Here is a 16145-nt window from a genome sequence, read left to right on the forward strand (position 1 = left end):
GTATCCATTCGGGTTGCGATGGCGGTATTGAACCACAAACCGCATGAAACTTCGCTAACACTAGGCGTTTTCGGCTATGATGAAGAAGGAATTATTGATTGCCTTTTGGCATCCTGAGAAGACACCTTGAAAGAAATCAGTATATTTGGCTCATCGGGCTACCGTATCAGCGACTTGCAATTGCTGCGCAACTCGGACGATGATGCCGCGGTCGCCAAACTGCTGGCGCACTGCCCCATCATGCTGCTGGATGCGGACGAGGCGATTACCGAGTCCAGCCGCGCGCGCCTGTACATCCTGCTGCGCGGCGCGCTGTCGGTAGCCAACGATACCCGCACCGGCATGGCCGACGGCACGGTCAGCAAGATCCTGCCGGGCGAAAGCGTGGGCGAGCAATCGGTACTGGACGAGGAAGCCAACCTGGCCAGCATCACCGCGCTGGAGGAAAGCGAAGTGCTGGTGATCGAGGCCGACCTGGTGTGGAAGCTGATCGATGAATCCAATGTGTTGGCGCGCAACCTGCTGCGGCTGCTGTCGTTCCGTATCCGCGCCGCCAACGCGCAGCTGCGGCGGCGCCAGAAGCTGGGCGAGTTCTACCGCCAGCTGTCGATGATCGACGGCCTCACCGGCCTGTACAACCGGGCCTGGCTGAACGACCTGCTGCCGACCATGGTAGCCACCGCCCAGGGCTCGGGCTCGCCGCTGTCGCTGATCATGATCGACCTCGACCACTTCAAGCAGTTTAACGATCAGCACGGTCACCTGGCCGGCGACGAAGCGCTGCGGCTGGCCGCACAGGTGCTGAGCGGCGCGTTGCGGCCGACCGACTTCGCGGTGCGCTACGGCGGCGAGGAAATGATGGTGCTGCTGCCGGATACCAATCAGAAAGTCGCAATGTCGGTGGCCGAGCGGCTGTGCGAGCGCATGCGCCAGGCCAAGGTGTTCAGCGATGCCCGCGCGCTGCCGCACATCACCGCCTCGCTGGGGGTGTCTTCACTGAAGCCGCGACAAAACGAGCACGACCTGATCGCCGCCGCCGACGCGGCGCTGTACCGCGCCAAGGAACAGGGCCGCGACCGCGTCACCGACTGAGGCGCGCGGCCAGGTTCAGGCCGCCTTGGCAGTGACGCTGGCGGTTGTGGTTGCAGTCGTGCTGGTGCTAGTGCTGGCGCTGCTGTCGCCATCATCCTTGGACTTGCTGCTGTGAGCGGCGATGAAATCGTCAAAGCCCTGCTGCACCAGGTCGTAGGTCTTATCAATATTGCTGGCGATATCACCGTTCAGCACATTCAAGCCCTGCAGCACATCGCGCGCTTCCTTGAAGCCCTGATCGACGCCTTTTTTCAACGTGGCGACGAAATTATTGAGCGTGGTTTCCTCATCCTCGCCCGGATGCTGCTGTTTATAGGCTTCGTAAAAAGCAGTCGACAACGATACAATGCGGCCTGCGGTGCCTTGCGGGGTGTTATCCTGCGACATCGCATTTTCGATCGCGTTGTCACCGAAATCGTCCTTGAGCGCCTCGTTGATGCCGGTCAGCGCGGTTTTCAGCACCACCGACATCGGGTCGTTGGAGGAATTCAGTGACACCGTCAACGAAGCTTGTACGATGGAAGCGTTAAGCTCCGCCTTGGCTTTAGCGGTCGGCGAGACCGGCTTGCTGTCATCGGTGGATTGGACCTGGGTGGCGGCGCTGCTGTTGCCGGAGGTCAGCGATACGGGAGTAGCCATGATGTTGCTCCTCATTGAACACCCTGCAATTATCGGCAGTTTTACCAATTACTGTAGCACCTATGAGCACACAGACCTTTCTCTGGCACGACTATGAAACTTTTGGCGCCGTCCCGCGCCGCGACCGCCCGGCCCAGTTTGCCGCGATCCGCACCGATGCCGAACTGAACGAGATCGGCGATCCGATCATGATTTATTGCAAACCGGCCAACGATTTCTTGCCGGATCCGCAATCCTGTTTGATCACCGGCATCACCCCGCAGCAATGCCTGGAATGGGGCGTGCCCGAGCACCAGTTTGCCCATGTGATTGAACAAGCGTTCTCGCAGCCGGGCACCATCGGCGTCGGCTACAACACCATTCGTTTCGACGATGAAATCACCCGCTTCATGTTCTGGCGTAACCTGATCGATCCGTATGCGCGCGAATGGCAAAACGGCTGCGGCCGCTGGGATCTGCTGGACGTGGTGCGCATGACCTATGCGCTGCGGCCGGACGGCATCCAGTGGCCGACCAAGGAAGACGGCAAGCCCAGCTTCAAGCTGGAAGACCTGGCACGCGCCAACGGCCTGCTGCACGAAGCGGCGCACGACGCGCTGTCCGACGTGCGCGCTACCATCGCGCTGGCGCGGCTGATCCGCCAGCACCAGCCCAAGCTGTTCGACTTCTGCTTCGCGCTGCACAAGAAAGACCGCGTGGCCGACGAAATCGGCATGCATCTGGCGCGCGAGCTGCGGCAGCCATTCCTGCACGTGTCCGGTATGTTCCCGGCCGAACGCGGCTGCATCGCGCTGGTCTACCCGCTCGGCACGCATCCAACCAACAAGAATGAAATCATCGTCTGGGATTGCAGCTACGACCCGAGCGAGCTGTACACGCTGGACGCCGACACCATCCGCACCCGCATCTTCACCCGCAGCGACGCGCTGCCGGAGGGCATGACGCGGCTGCCGGTGAAAAGCGTCCATCTGAACAAATCGCCGATGCTGGTGGCCAACCTGAAAACCCTGTCGCCGGCGATGGCGGCGCGCTGGGGCATCGACCTGGAGCAAGGCAAAGCACACGCCGCGATCGCCGCCGCCGGGCGCGACCTGAGCGCGGTATGGGCGGAAGTATTCCACCGTCCGGCCGGCGAACCGCTGGATGTGGACGAGGACCTGTACAACGGCTTCATCAGCAAAGAAGACCGGCGCCTGCTGGACAGCCTGCGGCGTGAATCACCGGCGCGGCTGGCGGTGGCGTCGCCCTCGTTCAGCGATGGCAGGCTGGCCGAACTGCTGTTCCGCTACCGCGCGCGCAACTTCCCGGAGACGCTGTCGGAAACCGAGCTGGAGCATTGGGAACAGCACCGCGCGGCGCGCTTCTACGAAGGCAGCGGCGGTGGCCGCACCATCGACGACTTCTTCGCCCAGATCGACGACTTGCAACAGCAAGCCGACGAACGCGCCGAACAAATCCTCGGCGACCTGTACGAATACGCCGAACTGGTCGCGCCGCAGCACTAAAACCCGGGGTCAATCCTCCCAAAGCTACACGGGCTCTACCGTAGCGGAACGCTACGGTAGAGCCCGTGTAGCTTTGGGAGGATTGACCCCGTCTTTTAGCGGTATTGGTTGATGGCGTCGCGGGTGTCTTCGGCGACGCGGCGGGCGGCGCTGGCGAAGTCTTCGCCTGGCTGCTGCGCGGCGTACAGAATCGCGCGCGAGGAGTTGATCATCATGCCGGTGCCATTGGTGGTGCGGCCCGATTTGACGGTGGCGGCGATGTCGCCACCCTGCGCGCCAATGCCCGGCACCAGCAGCGGCATGTCGCCCACGATCGCGCGCACCTGCGCCAGCTCTTCGGGGAAGGTGGCGCCCACCACCAGCGCGCACTGGCCGTTGCTATTCCACTTCTGCGCCACCAGTTGCGCCACGTGCTGGTACAGCGGCTTGCCGCCCACATCCAGGAATTGCAGGTCCGAACCGCCAGCGTTCGAGGTGCGGCACAGGATGATGACGCCGCGCTCGCTCCACTCCATGTACGGCTCGACCGAATCAAAGCCCATGTAGGGGTTGACGGTCACCGCGTCGGCGCCATAGCGGTCATAGGCTTCGCGCGCGTACTGGCGCGCGGTGGCGCCGATGTCGCCGCGCTTGGCATCCATGATCAGCGGGATGTGCGGATAGTGCTCACGCACGTAATCGCAAATCCGCTGCAACTGGTCTTCCGCGCTCAGCGCGGCAAAGTAGGCGATCTGCGGCTTGAACGAGCACGCCAGGTCGGCAGTGGCGTCGATGATCTCGCGGCAGAAATGGTAGATACCTTGCGGGTCGTTCCGGAACTGTACCGGCAGCTTGTCCAAGTCAGGGTCCAGGCCCACGCACAGCAGGGAGTCGTTGGCCGTCCATGCGGCGGATAATTTGTTGATAAAAGTCACGACGGCTCCCTCACGAAAATTGCAAACCCTCTATTGTAACCCGACCATGGCGGGCTGTTAAAATTTGCCATCGCCACCTTCGAAAGCAAAACCCATGAAATTATTGAATAAAGTCGCGGTCGTTACCGGCGCCACCCAGGGCATCGGCCTGGCTTGCGCCCAGCGCATGATCGCCGAAGGCGCCAAGGTCATGCTGGTGGACATCAAACCGGAAGGCGCCGAGGCCGCCGCCGAGCTGGGCGAACAGGCCCGCTTCTTCGCCGCCGACGTCAGCCAGAAGGCCGATGTGGATGCGCTGGTGGCCGCCACACTGGCCGCCTTCGGCCGCATCGATATCCTGATCAACAATGCCGGCGTCACCCACGCCGCCAATTTCCTCGATGTGTGCGAGGAGGATTTCGACCGCGTCATGCGCATCAACCTGAAATCGATGTTCCTGTGCGGCCAGGCGGTGGCGCGGGTGATGGTCAAGCAGCAGAGCGGCTGCATCATCAATATGTCCAGCGTCAACGCCGAGCTGGCGATTCCGAACCAGGTGCCGTATGTGGTGTCCAAGGGCGCGATCAATCAGCTGACCAAGGTGATGTCGCTCAATCTGGTTGAGCACGGTATTCGCGTCAACGGCATCGGCCCCGGCACCATCCTGACCGAGCTGGCCAAGAAAGCGGTGATGGCCAGCCCGGAATCGCGCAACACGATTCTGTCGCGCACGCCGATGGGCCGTTGCGGCGAACCAGAGGAAGTGGCGTCGATCGCCGCCTTCCTGGCCAGCGATGACGCCAGCTATATGACCGGCCAAACCCTGTATGTGGACGGCGGCCGGCTGGCACTGAACTACACGGTGCCGGTCAAATAAACACAGTTATGCGCTGGCCTAATGACTGGTATCTGAAACAACAATTAGACACATATCTGATGCGCCCGCATAATTACACCTGTCTCCACTATTCTCCTCCAAGAAAATAGTTTTAAGCCCGCTCAAGTCAGCGGGCTTTTTTTTTGCGCTGTCATAGCCGCGTAACAAACCCGATCTATACTGGTCACATCTTAAGTACATGCAACCGATAGGCATGACTGAAGAAAAGGTGCGCCGGGATCCCGGCGCACCCCTCCCGCTCTGCGGCGGCACATGGTATTGTCTCCCCCATGTTCAAACAAATCCTCCTCACCTCTGCCCTCGCCCGCCTGCGCTACTGGACTGCCATCGTGCTGTACCTGCTGATCCTGATACTGGGCTCGATACCCGGTGCGCGCCAGGACATCGGCGAAGTTGCCTCTGGCGTTATCCTGCACTCGCTGGCTTACGCCGGCCTGACCTTTTTACTGTTCACCGGCAGCGTCGGCGCCCTGCCGCAGCGCGCCCTCAAGGCGGTGCTGACCATCGCCTTGATGGGTGCGCTGGACGAATACGTGCAAAGCTTCTTCCCGTATCGCCATGGCGCGGTGTCGGACTGGCTGGTGGACTGCAATGCGGCTGTGCTGACCGCCGGCTTTATGTGGGCTCTCTGGAGTCGCTACCGCATTCTGTCGGCAAACTGACGTCGCCGGTGGCCAGGTCCAGATCCTGACGCATTTCCTGCAGCTGCTCGGCTTTGGCCACGCGTACCAGGCCGTGCAGCGCATGCAGAAAGAAATACCGGCTGCGGGTATCAGCGCAGGTGGCATCTATTAGCTCTTCGATAAGAGTGTCTGTCACGCGTGTCAACATATCGATGTCCTCTCAAGTGATACCGAACAATTATTGCGTGCGGGTAGCATGTTTCAATTGATGTACATCAATGACGGCCCAAGCTCGCGGAACGATGACGCGCGCCGCCCCTCTGAATCAGTTTGGAGGTGAACATGAACAAGACTCGACAATACGCCATCGCGCTATGCCTGTTTTCGCTGTCGGCCTGCGCGGATCGAATCAATAACGACAGTCCCAGCGCTAGTGCGATGACCGGCGGCGGCATGGGTGGCACATCCCGGCAAGCCAGCGCCAGCTATGGTGTGGTCCAGGCCATCGACCAGATGCAGCGTCAGGATATGGGCGCGATGGGATCGGTGGGCGCGGCGGCGGCTGGCGGCGGTGCCAGCGGCTCGCCCACCGACAAGGTGTACCGCGTCACCGTCCGCATGGACGACGGCAGCACGCAATTGGTGGTGCTGGAATCCCAGCCCGGCTACAAGATCGGTGACCGCGTCCGCTACAGCAACGGCAGCGTGCAGGCGTACTAGTACAGCTGCTCGACTTGATAGCCGCGCCGCTTCAGCAGCGCCGGCACGCCATCATCGCCGACCAGATGCAGCAGGCCGACGCCGACAAACGCCACCTGATCCTGCTGCATGATGCGTTCGATATTGGCCGCCATTTCCGGATTGCGCTTGCCCAGCAGAACGCGGTTCATGAAACCGGCCGACACCGTATCGCCGCTGATGGCGTTCTGCCACGCCGCGCGGATGCCGGGCGCATCGGCCACGCTCCAGGCATCGATCAGCGCCTGCGAGCGCTTGAGCGAATCGCCATCGGCCAAGTCGGCCAGGTTCTCCAGCAGGTATTGCTCCTGCTGGCGTTCATCCAGGCTGTCAAACAGGCCCAGTTGATAATCGGCGCTCTCCAGCTCGCGCACCGTTTTGTCCTGCTTTTGGGCGGCGGCCAGCAGCGCGTACTCCACCGCCTGGCTGCGCTGATAACCGTGCTTGTCCAATTCCGCCCCCACCAGCAGATTGGCGATCAGCCACGGCTTGTAATACTGCACCGCCTGCAGCGAGATACCGGCATGCGCCAGCGCCTGTACCATCAGTTGCAGCGTGGCCGGGGTCAGATGGTTCTGGATGGTATCGCCATCCGCATAGCGGCCGTGACGCGCCAGCGCCACCTGAAACGCCTTATCCTCACGGATATCCAGCTCGATCACCAGTGCCTTGGAATCCAGCAGCGCGCGCGACGCCACTGCGTCCAGCGGATAGAAACCATCGCGGCCGACATGGACAGTGCCGTACAGATAACTCACCTTGCCATCATGCGTCACCCGATACAACTGGCCACGATGCTGAGCCGAAGTTTCCGCCGTGCCGGCGGCAAAAACGGTCTGGCAGCAAGCCAGCAGAACAACCAACAACCATTTACGCATGCGAGTTCCCGCCCGATGAAAAGTATCATCGAAATAATATTAACAATGGAATCAAGGGAGAATAAGACCTTACTGTTTCCAATGGTAAATCAGGAATGCGCGGCGGCGAAAATATTTTTAAAAACCGTCGGCAAAATAAAACATTATTTCTGAGCAGGTTGATAATGACTGATTATTTTAACCACACTTCCGTCTTTAACAATCTGCTCTATTGCCTTATTTACCTCGTTCAGGCTGACGCGGCCCTGTGGCGATACCGCGCACTGGGATTTGTAACTCTTTACCACCAAAGGCGGATATATCGATAGTTTCTCGTCAATCTTGAGATAATACTCAAGCGTGCGCTCCTGAGTAACCACATGGTGCAAACGTCCGGCCGCCAATTTACGCAAATTACCGGATGACGAATGACCATCTTCGCGCACAAACTCCTTGCCTATTTTCGCTTCCAGCTCGGGATAGTAATAACCCAATATAGTGGCAATCGGCTGCCCAGCCAAATCCTGGAGTTTATGTGGCTGTGGCACCGAAGTATCGGTGACTACCACCTCGGTCACCGGAAAGAACCCGCGCGACCACAGAAAATGTCCCGGCAGCCAGGGTTCGAGGTACAGACAGATCACATCGGCGCGCCCCGATTCCAGCGCCATCGCGATGCGCTTGCGTGGCAACAGCAGAAAATCCGCCTGACGTCCCAGCCTGGCGGCCAGCGCCTCGCCCAGCTCCTTGTGGATACCATCGACCAGACGGTCATGCGCGAAGCCCGCCATCGGCATCTCGGTGCCGGTATCGACCAGCACCGTCAGCGGCGGCAGCGGCGCGGCCATGCCCTGCGTCGCCAGAGCAAAGGCGGCGAGAATCAGGCAGCGCCCTGCAAGCCTGCGCCAATCTGTGTATGCTTCTCTATCCATGTTGAAAGATTATACCCACTCACTTTCAATGGGCATGTGAATATTCAAGAGAGAAACACCCATGATTCCATTTTCCATCCTCGACCTTTCGCCGATTGCGGAAGGCAGCAATCCGTCAACTTCCTTCCGTAACACGCTGGACCTGGCCCAGCACGGCGAGCGCTGGGGCTACCAGCGCTACTGGCTGGCCGAACACCACGGCATGCCCGGCATCGCCAGCGCCGCTACCGCCGTGGTGATGGCGCACGTGGCCGGCGGCACCTCGACCATCCGCGTTGGCGCCGGTGGCATCATGCTGCCGAATCACTCGCCGCTGGTGATCGCCGAACAATTCGGCACGCTGGAAGCGCTGTTCCCCGGCCGTATCGACCTCGGCCTGGGCCGCGCGCCCGGCTCTGACCAGACCACCGCGCGCGCGCTGCGCCGCAATCTCGAAAGCGACGCCGACGCCTTCCCGCAAGACGTGCTGGAACTGCAGGACTACATGTCCGACAATCCGCGCCAGCGCGTGTTGGCCGTGCCCGGCAAAGGCGCCAAAGTGCCGCTGTGGATACTCGGCTCCAGCACCTTCGGCGCGCAACTGGCCGCGCATCTCGGCCTGCCGTTCGCGTTCGCCTCACACTTCGCCCCGCAGATGATGATGCAAGCGCTGTCGCTATACCGCGCCAACTTTCAGCCATCGGCGCAACTGGCCAAGCCGTATGTGATGCTCGGCTTTAACGTGTTCGCCGCCGACAGCGATGAAGAAGCGCACTTCCGCGCCACCTCCATGCAGCAAGCCTTCGTCAACCTGCGCACCGGCCGGCCGTCGCAACTGCCGCCACCGAAAGCCGGCTACCTCGACACGCTGGGCCTGCCCGAGCGCGCGATGCTGGACTCGGTGCTGTCATGCACCGCAATCGGCGCACCGGCCACCGTCAGCGCGCAGCTGCGGGACTTCATCGCCCGCACCGGCGCCGATGAACTGATGATCACCTCGCAAATCTACGACCACGCCCAGCGGCTGCGCTCGTACGAAATCACCGCCGAAGCACGGCAAGCGCTGGCCCGCGCCGAGGCTGGACTGTGAAGGTAGTCGACACGCAGCACGACCTTAGTCCCGGCATGGTGTGGCTGTTTGCCATCGCCACCGGCCTCATCGTCGCCAACCTGTACTATGCGCAAACCTTGATTGGCCCGATCAGCCGCGCCACCGGACTGGAGCCCGGCGCAGCTGGCCTGATCGTCACCCTGACGCAAATCGGCTACGTGCTCGGCCTGCTATTCATCGTCCCGCTGGGCGACCTGGTGGAAAACCGGCGCCTGATCCTGATCGCCCTGCTAGCCACCGCCGTCGCCTTGCTGGCGGCCTCCGTGGCCAGCAGCGCCATCGTGTTCCTGCTGGCCGCGCTGGCGATCGGCATCGGCTCGGTGGCGGCGCAGGTGGTGGTGCCGTTTGCGGCCCACCTGTCGCGGCCCGAAACGCGCGGCAAGACCGTCGGTAAAGTCATGAGCGGACTGCTGATGGGCATCATGCTGGCGCGACCGGTGGCCAGCCTGGTGGCCGACGCGCTGAGCTGGCATGCCATCTTCGTGTTGTCCGCCGTGATCACCGCCGGCGTCGCGCTGGTGCTGCGGGCGCGGTTGCCAGAGCGCCAGCCGCAGGCCGGCATGCACTACTTCGAACTGCTGAGCTCGATGTGGCATCTGCTTAAAACCACACCGATCCTGCGTCGGCGGGCCGCCTACCAGGCTTGCATGTTCGGCGCCTTCAGCGTGTTCTGGACCTGCGTATCGCTGGAGCTGACCGGGCCGTACTTCCAGATCAGCCAAAGTGGCGTCGCCATCTTCGCGCTGGTCGGCGTGACCGGCGCCATCGCCTCCCCGATCGCTGGCCACCGCGCCGACCAGGGCAAAAGCCGCAGCACCACCGCCATCGCGTTGACGCTGGGCGCATTGGCGTTCGCGCTGCCGTTACTGATCCACAGCAACCGGCTGATCGACCTTGGCGTGCTGGTAGTCGCCTCCATCATCCTCGACATGGGCGTCTCCGCCAACCTGGTGACCGGACAGCGGGCCATCTTCGCGCTACCGGCCGAAATCCGCAGCCGCCTGAACGGCCTCTACATGGCCCTATTCTTCATGGGCGGCGCGATCGGCTCCTCGCTAGGCGCCTGGATGTTCGCCGCGCACGACTGGACCGGCGTACTGTGCACCGGCCTCGCCTTCCCCCTGATCGCCCTCGCCATCTTCGCCACCGAATAACTCCGGGGTCAGGTCCATCATTTCTACACGAGCTCAGCCACGCAGTGGCTGAGCTCGTGTAGAAATGATGGACCTGACCCCGGGTTTAGTGGCCCCAGAAGCGGACTTGGCCTTGGAGGGAAACGGTGCCGTTGATGTTGACGCTGCCGAGGTTGCCGGTGACCGCTGCGGTGGGGTCGGTTTGGACGCTCAGCGATTCGAAGCCGAGGTTGGTGTAGCGGACGTAACCCGGCAGGCCGATGGCGATGTAGTCGCCGCCGCCATCGCTGCGTGTCTGTACGCCCAGGCTGACGGCGAACATGTCGACCACGCCGCGCACGTTTTTGAAGACGATGTAGCGCTTTTCGCCATCGCCGCTGAAACCCAGTGACAGCCGGCTGTCCGCCACCGCGCCCACCAGCGTGGGGTCGTTCAGCACCACGTGCGCGGCAAAGCTGATGCCGTCGCCGCCACGTACTTGCGATAGTTCCTGGTCGTCCAGCGGGCGCAACTCGCCGGCTTGCGCGCAGCTCAAGCACAGCAACAAGGGGAGCAGCGCGCGCCGGCTCATTGCTTGAACCGGATGTCCAGGTACTGGATCTGCACCGAGCCGATGCGCGATGAGCCCAGGTCCACGGTCGGCTGCCCTGGGCTGACGAACGAGATGTTGTCGACCACGATGCTGCCGGCCGATGCCTGTCCGCTGCCATAGCGCGCATCCGGCCAGTCGATGCCGATGTGCAGCCGTGGTCCGGTCTCGTCGGTAACGGCGTTGATGACGCCCGGTTGCGCCGCGACGTTGGCCAGCGTCCACACGCCGCCATCGGCGCCGCCGATGTGGATGCCGCTCAGTATCATGGCCTCGCTCGCATCGTCGCGCCCGCGCGGCTGGAACGACAGCTGGGCGATGTCCATTTTCAGCGCGGCGCCAAACGCGATTCCTTCGTTGACCTGCGGCGTGGTGAACTGCAGCCCGCCGCCATACAGCACCATGTCCTTGACCACCACGCTGCTCTGCGCGCGGTCGACGCCGTCGGCGTTGATGCCCCAGTCATACGCCATCTGCCAGCGCTGCTCGCCGCTGGCGTTGGCCGGAAACGCGATGTTGATGTAGTCCGCCAGTCCGCTGGCGCCCGGCAAAATATCCAGCCGATACGGATCGGCAAACGGCTGCGCGCTGTCGCTGCGCGAAGCGCTGAATTTTTCGACGTACAGGCTGGTACCGCTCGGCGTGGTGTAGCTGACGCGCGCGTCGCCGCTCATCGCAAAGCCGTTCAGGTCGAAGCTGACGCCATCGCGTCCGCGCACCGCCGACAAGGCGCTGTCGCTCATCGGCTCCATCGCGGCGGCCACGGCCGGTAGCATCAACAGCAGCAGCAAGGTACGCATCAGCGGGTCTTCGGCAAGTTGGGCGGGGTGACGCCGTTGGTGCTGAGCGCGGCCAGCTTGTCGCGCCAGTTCAGCCATACACCGGCCTGCGCGGTGTCGGATGAGACGCCCGAAGTGGCCGGGAATTGCACCGCCGTTTTCAGCAGCGAGACCCAGAAGTCGCGGCTGCCGCCAGAAGCATCGCCGGCGGTCACGCCGCCCAGTTGCGACAGGGTCAGGCACGGCGCGGTGCACGAGCCGTCCCAGCGCTTGCCGCCCAGCGCGTCGGTGCGCGAGTCGAGCACGATGGTGCTGCCATCGGCCGCAGTGCCGGTCACTTTCATCGAGCCGGACAAGGTGGTGATCTGCAGCCCGATGTCGCCGCTGATCGATTCAAAGCCAAAGCGCATGCCAATCGCTTCGCGCGAAGTGCCATCCGTCGAAGGCTTGTAGACGAATTCAAAATAGGGATTGCTGATCTGAACCGTGCGCTGCGCGTCGGTGCCGTCGCTGCGGCCGAATTGCAGCAGGCCGATGTCCAAATCCGCGCCGCTGCCGTTGCGCGCGCTGTAGGTGTATTCGCCCAAGCGCATATTGCGCAGGTTGGCGCTCAGGGTGATGTCGGCGTCCAGCGCGACTTTGCTGAAGTCATAGCCGTTCAGGCTGGTGTTGGTCAGCGTGACCAGACCCTGTCCATTGACAGCGGACAGTTCCTCTTCGCTCATCAGCTGCATCTGCGCCGACGCCGCCTGCATGCCGCACAGCAGCGCCGCGCCCAGCAGCAGCTGGCGCAATGTGGTGTAGATCCTCATGGGAGATGGCGACAGCTCCGCCCCCGAAGCCGTCGCCGCTCGCCTATTAGTGGGCGAAGATCCAGACGGTGGTGCCGCGCATGTCGATCTGGTTCAGAGCGACCGAGCCGAACGAGGCGGCGTTGTTGCCCATCTTGATCGAGTCGACCGACACGTTCAGGTAGTGACCATCGGCCACCACGGTCGATGGGATGGCGATCTGCACCACGTCGCCGCCGGCGGTTTTGCTGTAGAAGCTGCCTGGGTCGGTCACGCCGGCGGCGCCGGCGGCGGTCAGGAACGAGGCTTTCGACAGGATGTCGATGTTGGCGGCGATCAGGCCGTTGACCTTGATGCCGTTGAACGAGACCGAACCACCACCCAGACCGTTGGCGTCCAGCGCGTCGGTGTCGGTGTAGGTGAAGGAGTTGATCTTGATGTTCAGATTGGCGGCGATCGACACGCCATCCTGGCCGCTGACGGTGCTCAGCTCGCTATCTTGAATCGGGGTCATGGCGGAAGCCGAGAAGGCCAGGGTTGCCAGGGCTGCTGCGACTGCGGTTTTGATGAATTGCATGTGATCGTCTCCGTGATGGTTTTGGGGTGCATCTTGTTATGTGTCGTGCTGCGGAACCATCTTATGGCCCCGCAGCCGGGACCGTCCATGACTCCTCAGGCCAAGCTACATGCCTGGGGAGCCGGGACGATTAGTGCGCGAAGATCCAGACGGTGGTGCCGCGCATGTCGATCTGGTTCAGGGCGACCGAGCCGAACGAAGCGGCGTTGTTGCCCATCTTGATCGAGTCAACCGACACGTTCAGGTAGTGACCATCGGCCACCACGGTCGATGGGATGGCAATCTGCACCACGTCGCCGCCGGTGGCTTTGCTGTAGAAGCTGCCTGGATCGGTCACGCCAGCGGCGCCGGCGGCGGTCAGGAACGACGCCTTCGACAGGATGTCGATGTTGGCGGCGATCAGGCCGTTGACCTTGATGCCGTTGAACGATACCGAGCCGCCGCCCAGACCGTTGGCGTCCAGCGCGTCGGTGTCGGTGTAGACGAAGGAATCGATTTTGATGTTCAGGTTGGCGGCGATCGACACGCCGTCCTGGCCGCTGACGGTGCTCAGCTCAGCGTCCTGGATCGGGGTCATGGCCGATGCCGAGAATGCCAGGGTGGCCAGGGCTGCTGCGACTGCGGTTTTGATGATTTGCATTTGGTATCTCCGGTTATCAATGAATTGTTATGAGTGAGCACGTCCCTGCTGCTGGTCCGGCAGCCCCGGTAAGGGCCGCGGCGCGCCGCCACCAGTCCGTGGAATCTTAATATTTGACTATTAATTAAAAACAATCATATGAGTCGCCGCCGCCACGGGTCCAGCCCGGCGCGCTGACCGCGAAGGCCAACAACTTGGCCCTGAGAGCCATCCAGAGCGAAGCGGGTGTTGTGTATTTGTGGCGTGCCGTAGCATAAGTTCCAAGCCAAAAGCTAGAGTCACATTTCTAAAAAAGAAGATGTCGACGCCCTAAAAATCGTGCGTTAATGAATTACTAAAAAGAAAAGACGTGTTGCCGCTTAAATAAAGCACGACCGTACTAATCGAGAATATTGGAGACTAGATGACACACGCAACGGGGCGCCGGACGCCTCTGGGCGAAGCTTACGCCAACGCTTCGCTTCAGACCTCACCACACCATTTTTTACGCGCGCGCCTGACCGCGCTCCCCTGCACGCCCCCACGCGTAAGCGCGCGCGAAAGCTGAGCCCATGCTGGCGTTATTGCTGGGCGTAATCGCCGCCTTGATAGGCGGCGCCGGTGTCATGTCCCGACACGAACCTGCCGACCGGCCCAAGGGCCAGTTCGAAATTCCGCAAACCCTGACCGGTGGCGGCGCCTATGTGGAGTCGGTGCAGATGGAGCCGTTTTCCGAGCTCAAGTACAAACACATCGTGCGTCAGGCCTTCGACTACAGCTGCGGCTCGGCCGCGCTGGTCACCATCCTCAACTACCACCTCGGGGTAATGGTCAACGAGCAGCAAGCCATGGAAGGCATGCTGGACAAGGGCGAGAAGGACAAGATCATCGAGCGGCGCGGCTTTTCGCTGCTGGACATGAAACGCTACGTCGGCTCGCTGGGCCTGGCCGGCGCCGGTTTCAAGGCCGAGATCAAGGATCTGCAAACGCTGGACGAGCCGGCCATCGTGCCGATCGACTACGCCGGCTCCAAGCACTTCGTGGTGTTGCGCGGCATCCGTGACGGCGTGGTCTACATCGCCGATCCATCGGCCGGCAACATCGTGTTTTCGGTGGAAGAGTTCGCTCGCTGGTGGGACAAGAACACGCTGTTCATCATCTCGCCGGCCAAGGGCCAGCAACCGGTACGCCAGCTGGCGCTCACCGACCAGGAACTGGGCGTGGTCGACATGGACCGCGTCACCGGCAAAGGCCAGCAAGGCACGCTCAGCAACACAGCCCTGTTGCTGATGCGCGCCGTCAATTCCGGCGCCGCCGGCACCTGGTCGCATCGCAATTAACCCCTCAGCGCAGTCACTCTCACAAGGAAGCCGACATGAAGTTTTGCACCATCCCGTTTGCCGTCGCCGTTGCGCTGACGGCCATCACCGTTCACGCCCAGGAACAACAGACCCCGGCCGCGCCGGCCACCGCCGATGCCGCGCGCGACGCGCTGGCCAAGAAGGAAGGCGAAGGCGACCAGAGCGCGCTGCTGAAGCAAACCCTGACCGCAGTCGACAAGCAGTACACGCTGATCCGCCGCAACCAGGTCGCCGTGACCTACGACCTCAACTACGCCTACGTGGGCGAGGAAACCATCGTCACCGACATCGCCAACGGCAGCGCCACCCTGTTCAACATCCAGAACAACAATTCGCACACCGTCACCAACACCTTCTCGGCCGACTACGGCGTGCGCGACAACCTGACCGCCAACGTCACGCTGCCGCTGCTGTCGCGCTATGCCGACACCGCCACCCGCAGCGGCATGTCCAACTCGCTGGGCGACATCGGCATTGGCGCGCGCTGGCAACCGTTTGAAGCGCGCCGTGACCAGCCGGGCCTGACGCTGACCGGCACCGTGCGTCTGCCGACCGGCCGCAGCCCGTACAAAATCATCGCCGGCACCGGGGAGGCCACCGGCGCCGGCGTCGGCGCCGCCACGGTCGGCGTCAACGTCAACAAAATCGTCGACCCGGTCGCGCTGTTCGGCTCGCTGAACTACACCATGTACACGCCGGCCAAGGACCTGTGGCAAGTCAACGGCAGCCGCATCCTGACCCGGGTTCAGCCCGGCTCCAGCTTTGGCTTCGGCATGGGCTTCGCGTACGCGCTGTCGTATGGCATCTCGACCACGGTCTCGTTCCAGGAAGCGATTTCGGCCGGCGCCAAGCTGCGCTTTGCCGACGGGCTGGAAGCCAAGACCCATCTGCAGACTTCCGGCGTGATCAACTTCGGCCTCGGCTACCGCGTGTCGCCCAAGACCACGCTCAACTTCTCGGTCGGCATCGGCGTCACGCCGGATTCGCCCAACCTGATGCTCGGCATGAACATGCCCTTGAGCTTCTGAT

General features: G+C 62.3%; 18 protein-coding genes. 9 read left to right on the top strand and 9 right to left on the bottom strand.

Annotation, left to right across the window (positions count from 1 at the left end; all coding sequences use genetic code 11):
- Nucleotides 1–126: 126 nt before the first annotated feature.
- The gene (locus tag GJ699_RS14815; protein WP_154377484.1) at nt 127–1092 is read left to right on the top strand and encodes a GGDEF domain-containing protein; all 966 of its coding nucleotides are present in this window, start codon (nt 127–129) and stop codon (nt 1090–1092) included.
- A gap of 15 nt (nt 1093–1107) precedes the next feature.
- Here the strand turns inward: GJ699_RS14815 and GJ699_RS14820 are convergent, their stop codons facing one another.
- Nucleotides 1108–1731 (bottom strand): DUF5610 domain-containing protein, encoded by a 624-nt coding sequence (locus GJ699_RS14820; protein ID WP_154377486.1) that lies wholly within the window; start codon nt 1729–1731, stop codon nt 1108–1110.
- Nucleotides 1732–1793: 62 nt separating this feature from the next.
- Between GJ699_RS14820 and sbcB the strand changes: the two genes are divergently transcribed.
- Complete coding sequence (sbcB, locus tag GJ699_RS14825) at nt 1794–3236, top strand: exodeoxyribonuclease I (RefSeq protein WP_154377488.1); 1443 nt, start codon at nt 1794–1796, stop codon at nt 3234–3236.
- A gap of 95 nt (nt 3237–3331) precedes the next feature.
- On the opposite strand, the gene pyrF is transcribed toward sbcB, so the two are convergent.
- Entirely contained in the window at nt 3332–4150 is an 819-nt protein-coding gene (pyrF, locus tag GJ699_RS14830) for an orotidine-5'-phosphate decarboxylase (protein WP_371867568.1), read from the bottom strand.
- A gap of 94 nt (nt 4151–4244) precedes the next feature.
- Between pyrF and GJ699_RS14835 the strand changes: the two genes are divergently transcribed.
- From GJ699_RS14835 to GJ699_RS14845, 3 genes are all read left to right on the top strand, one after another.
- Nucleotides 4245–5006 carry an SDR family NAD(P)-dependent oxidoreductase gene (locus GJ699_RS14835; protein ID WP_154377490.1) on the top strand — a complete coding sequence of 254 codons (762 nt, stop codon included), beginning with the start codon at nt 4245–4247 and terminating at the stop codon, nt 5004–5006.
- A 290-nt stretch (nt 5007–5296) separates the two neighbouring features.
- Nucleotides 5297–5689 carry a VanZ family protein gene (locus GJ699_RS14840; RefSeq protein WP_154377492.1) on the top strand — a complete coding sequence of 131 codons (393 nt, stop codon included), beginning with the start codon at nt 5297–5299 and terminating at the stop codon, nt 5687–5689.
- A gap of 303 nt (nt 5690–5992) precedes the next feature.
- Nucleotides 5993–6370 (top strand): hypothetical protein, encoded by a 378-nt coding sequence (locus tag GJ699_RS14845; RefSeq protein ID WP_154377494.1) that lies wholly within the window; start codon nt 5993–5995, stop codon nt 6368–6370.
- Here the strand turns inward: GJ699_RS14845 and GJ699_RS14850 are convergent.
- Both GJ699_RS14850 and GJ699_RS14855 read right to left on the bottom strand, forming a co-directional pair.
- Entirely contained in the window at nt 6367–7266 is a 900-nt protein-coding gene (locus GJ699_RS14850; protein ID WP_154377496.1) for a TraB/GumN family protein, read from the bottom strand. The genes GJ699_RS14845 and GJ699_RS14850 overlap by 4 nt on opposite strands.
- 143 nt (nt 7267–7409) lie before the next feature.
- Complete coding sequence (locus GJ699_RS14855; RefSeq protein WP_154377498.1) at nt 7410–8177, bottom strand: substrate-binding periplasmic protein; 768 nt, start codon at nt 8175–8177, stop codon at nt 7410–7412.
- A gap of 61 nt (nt 8178–8238) precedes the next feature.
- Here GJ699_RS14855 and GJ699_RS14860 point away from each other — a divergent pair, with 61 nt between their 5' ends.
- Both GJ699_RS14860 and GJ699_RS14865 read left to right on the top strand, forming a co-directional pair.
- The gene (locus tag GJ699_RS14860) at nt 8239–9246 is read left to right on the top strand and encodes an LLM class flavin-dependent oxidoreductase (protein WP_154377500.1); all 1008 of its coding nucleotides are present in this window, start codon (nt 8239–8241) and stop codon (nt 9244–9246) included.
- Nucleotides 9247–9281: 35 nt separating this feature from the next.
- Nucleotides 9282–10421 carry an MFS transporter gene (locus tag GJ699_RS14865; RefSeq protein WP_154377926.1) on the top strand — a complete coding sequence of 380 codons (1140 nt, stop codon included), beginning with the start codon at nt 9282–9284 and terminating at the stop codon, nt 10419–10421.
- Nucleotides 10422–10506: 85 nt separating this feature from the next.
- Here GJ699_RS14865 and GJ699_RS14870 read toward each other — a convergent pair whose 3' ends face one another.
- The 5 genes from GJ699_RS14870 to GJ699_RS14890 form a co-directional block, all read right to left on the bottom strand.
- Complete coding sequence (locus GJ699_RS14870) at nt 10507–10971, bottom strand: hypothetical protein (protein WP_154377503.1); 465 nt, start codon at nt 10969–10971, stop codon at nt 10507–10509.
- Nucleotides 10968–11789, bottom strand: coding sequence for a DUF6160 family protein (locus tag GJ699_RS14875; RefSeq protein ID WP_229262106.1), 822 nt, complete (start codon nt 11787–11789; stop codon nt 10968–10970). The genes GJ699_RS14870 and GJ699_RS14875 overlap by 4 nt, the downstream gene beginning before the upstream one ends.
- Entirely contained in the window at nt 11789–12580 is a 792-nt protein-coding gene (locus GJ699_RS14880) for a hypothetical protein (protein ID WP_154377505.1), read from the bottom strand. The genes GJ699_RS14875 and GJ699_RS14880 overlap by 1 nt, the downstream gene beginning before the upstream one ends.
- A gap of 46 nt (nt 12581–12626) precedes the next feature.
- Nucleotides 12627–13136, bottom strand: coding sequence for a DUF6160 family protein (locus GJ699_RS14885; protein WP_154377507.1), 510 nt, complete (start codon nt 13134–13136; stop codon nt 12627–12629).
- 130 nt (nt 13137–13266) lie between these two features.
- Nucleotides 13267–13776, bottom strand: coding sequence for a DUF6160 family protein (locus tag GJ699_RS14890; RefSeq protein WP_154377509.1), 510 nt, complete (start codon nt 13774–13776; stop codon nt 13267–13269).
- A gap of 605 nt (nt 13777–14381) precedes the next feature.
- Between GJ699_RS14890 and GJ699_RS14895 the strand changes: the two genes are divergently transcribed.
- Together GJ699_RS14895 and GJ699_RS14900 are read left to right on the top strand one after the other, a co-directional pair.
- On the top strand, nt 14382–15095 hold the full coding sequence (locus tag GJ699_RS14895) for a C39 family peptidase (RefSeq protein ID WP_229262107.1): 714 nt from the start codon (nt 14382–14384) through the stop codon (nt 15093–15095).
- A gap of 35 nt (nt 15096–15130) precedes the next feature.
- Nucleotides 15131–16144: a transporter gene (locus tag GJ699_RS14900; RefSeq protein WP_154377513.1), complete on the top strand. Its 1014-nt coding sequence runs from the start codon at nt 15131–15133 to the stop codon at nt 16142–16144.
- Nucleotide 16145: the final 1 nt, after the last annotated feature.

This window comes from Duganella guangzhouensis (genome assembly GCF_009674535.1).
GTDB lineage: Bacteria > Pseudomonadota > Gammaproteobacteria > Burkholderiales > Burkholderiaceae_D > Rugamonas > Rugamonas guangzhouensis.

Coding starts and splice junctions, on each gene's coding strand:
- GJ699_RS14875 (WP_229262106.1), bottom strand. CDS start 11,789: ATGCGTACCTTGCTGCTGCTGTTGATGCTACCGGCCGTGGCCGCCGCG.
- sbcB (WP_154377488.1), top strand. CDS start 1,794: ATGAGCACACAGACCTTTCTCTGGCACGACTATGAAACTTTTGGCGCC.
- GJ699_RS14885 (WP_154377507.1), bottom strand. CDS start 13,136: ATGCAATTCATCAAAACCGCAGTCGCAGCAGCCCTGGCAACCCTGGCC.
- GJ699_RS14895 (WP_229262107.1), top strand. CDS start 14,382: ATGTCCCGACACGAACCTGCCGACCGGCCCAAGGGCCAGTTCGAAATT.
- GJ699_RS14840 (WP_154377492.1), top strand. CDS start 5,297: ATGTTCAAACAAATCCTCCTCACCTCTGCCCTCGCCCGCCTGCGCTAC.
- GJ699_RS14820 (WP_154377486.1), bottom strand. CDS start 1,731: ATGGCTACTCCCGTATCGCTGACCTCCGGCAACAGCAGCGCCGCCACC.
- GJ699_RS14855 (WP_154377498.1), bottom strand. CDS start 8,177: ATGGATAGAGAAGCATACACAGATTGGCGCAGGCTTGCAGGGCGCTGC.
- GJ699_RS14845 (WP_154377494.1), top strand. CDS start 5,993: ATGAACAAGACTCGACAATACGCCATCGCGCTATGCCTGTTTTCGCTG.
- GJ699_RS14870 (WP_154377503.1), bottom strand. CDS start 10,971: ATGAGCCGGCGCGCGCTGCTCCCCTTGTTGCTGTGCTTGAGCTGCGCG.
- GJ699_RS14865 (WP_154377926.1), top strand. CDS start 9,282: ATGGTGTGGCTGTTTGCCATCGCCACCGGCCTCATCGTCGCCAACCTG.
- GJ699_RS14890 (WP_154377509.1), bottom strand. CDS start 13,776: ATGCAAATCATCAAAACCGCAGTCGCAGCAGCCCTGGCCACCCTGGCA.
- GJ699_RS14880 (WP_154377505.1), bottom strand. CDS start 12,580: ATGAGGATCTACACCACATTGCGCCAGCTGCTGCTGGGCGCGGCGCTG.
- GJ699_RS14850 (WP_154377496.1), bottom strand. CDS start 7,266: ATGCGTAAATGGTTGTTGGTTGTTCTGCTGGCTTGCTGCCAGACCGTT.
- GJ699_RS14835 (WP_154377490.1), top strand. CDS start 4,245: ATGAAATTATTGAATAAAGTCGCGGTCGTTACCGGCGCCACCCAGGGC.
- GJ699_RS14900 (WP_154377513.1), top strand. CDS start 15,131: ATGAAGTTTTGCACCATCCCGTTTGCCGTCGCCGTTGCGCTGACGGCC.
- GJ699_RS14860 (WP_154377500.1), top strand. CDS start 8,239: ATGATTCCATTTTCCATCCTCGACCTTTCGCCGATTGCGGAAGGCAGC.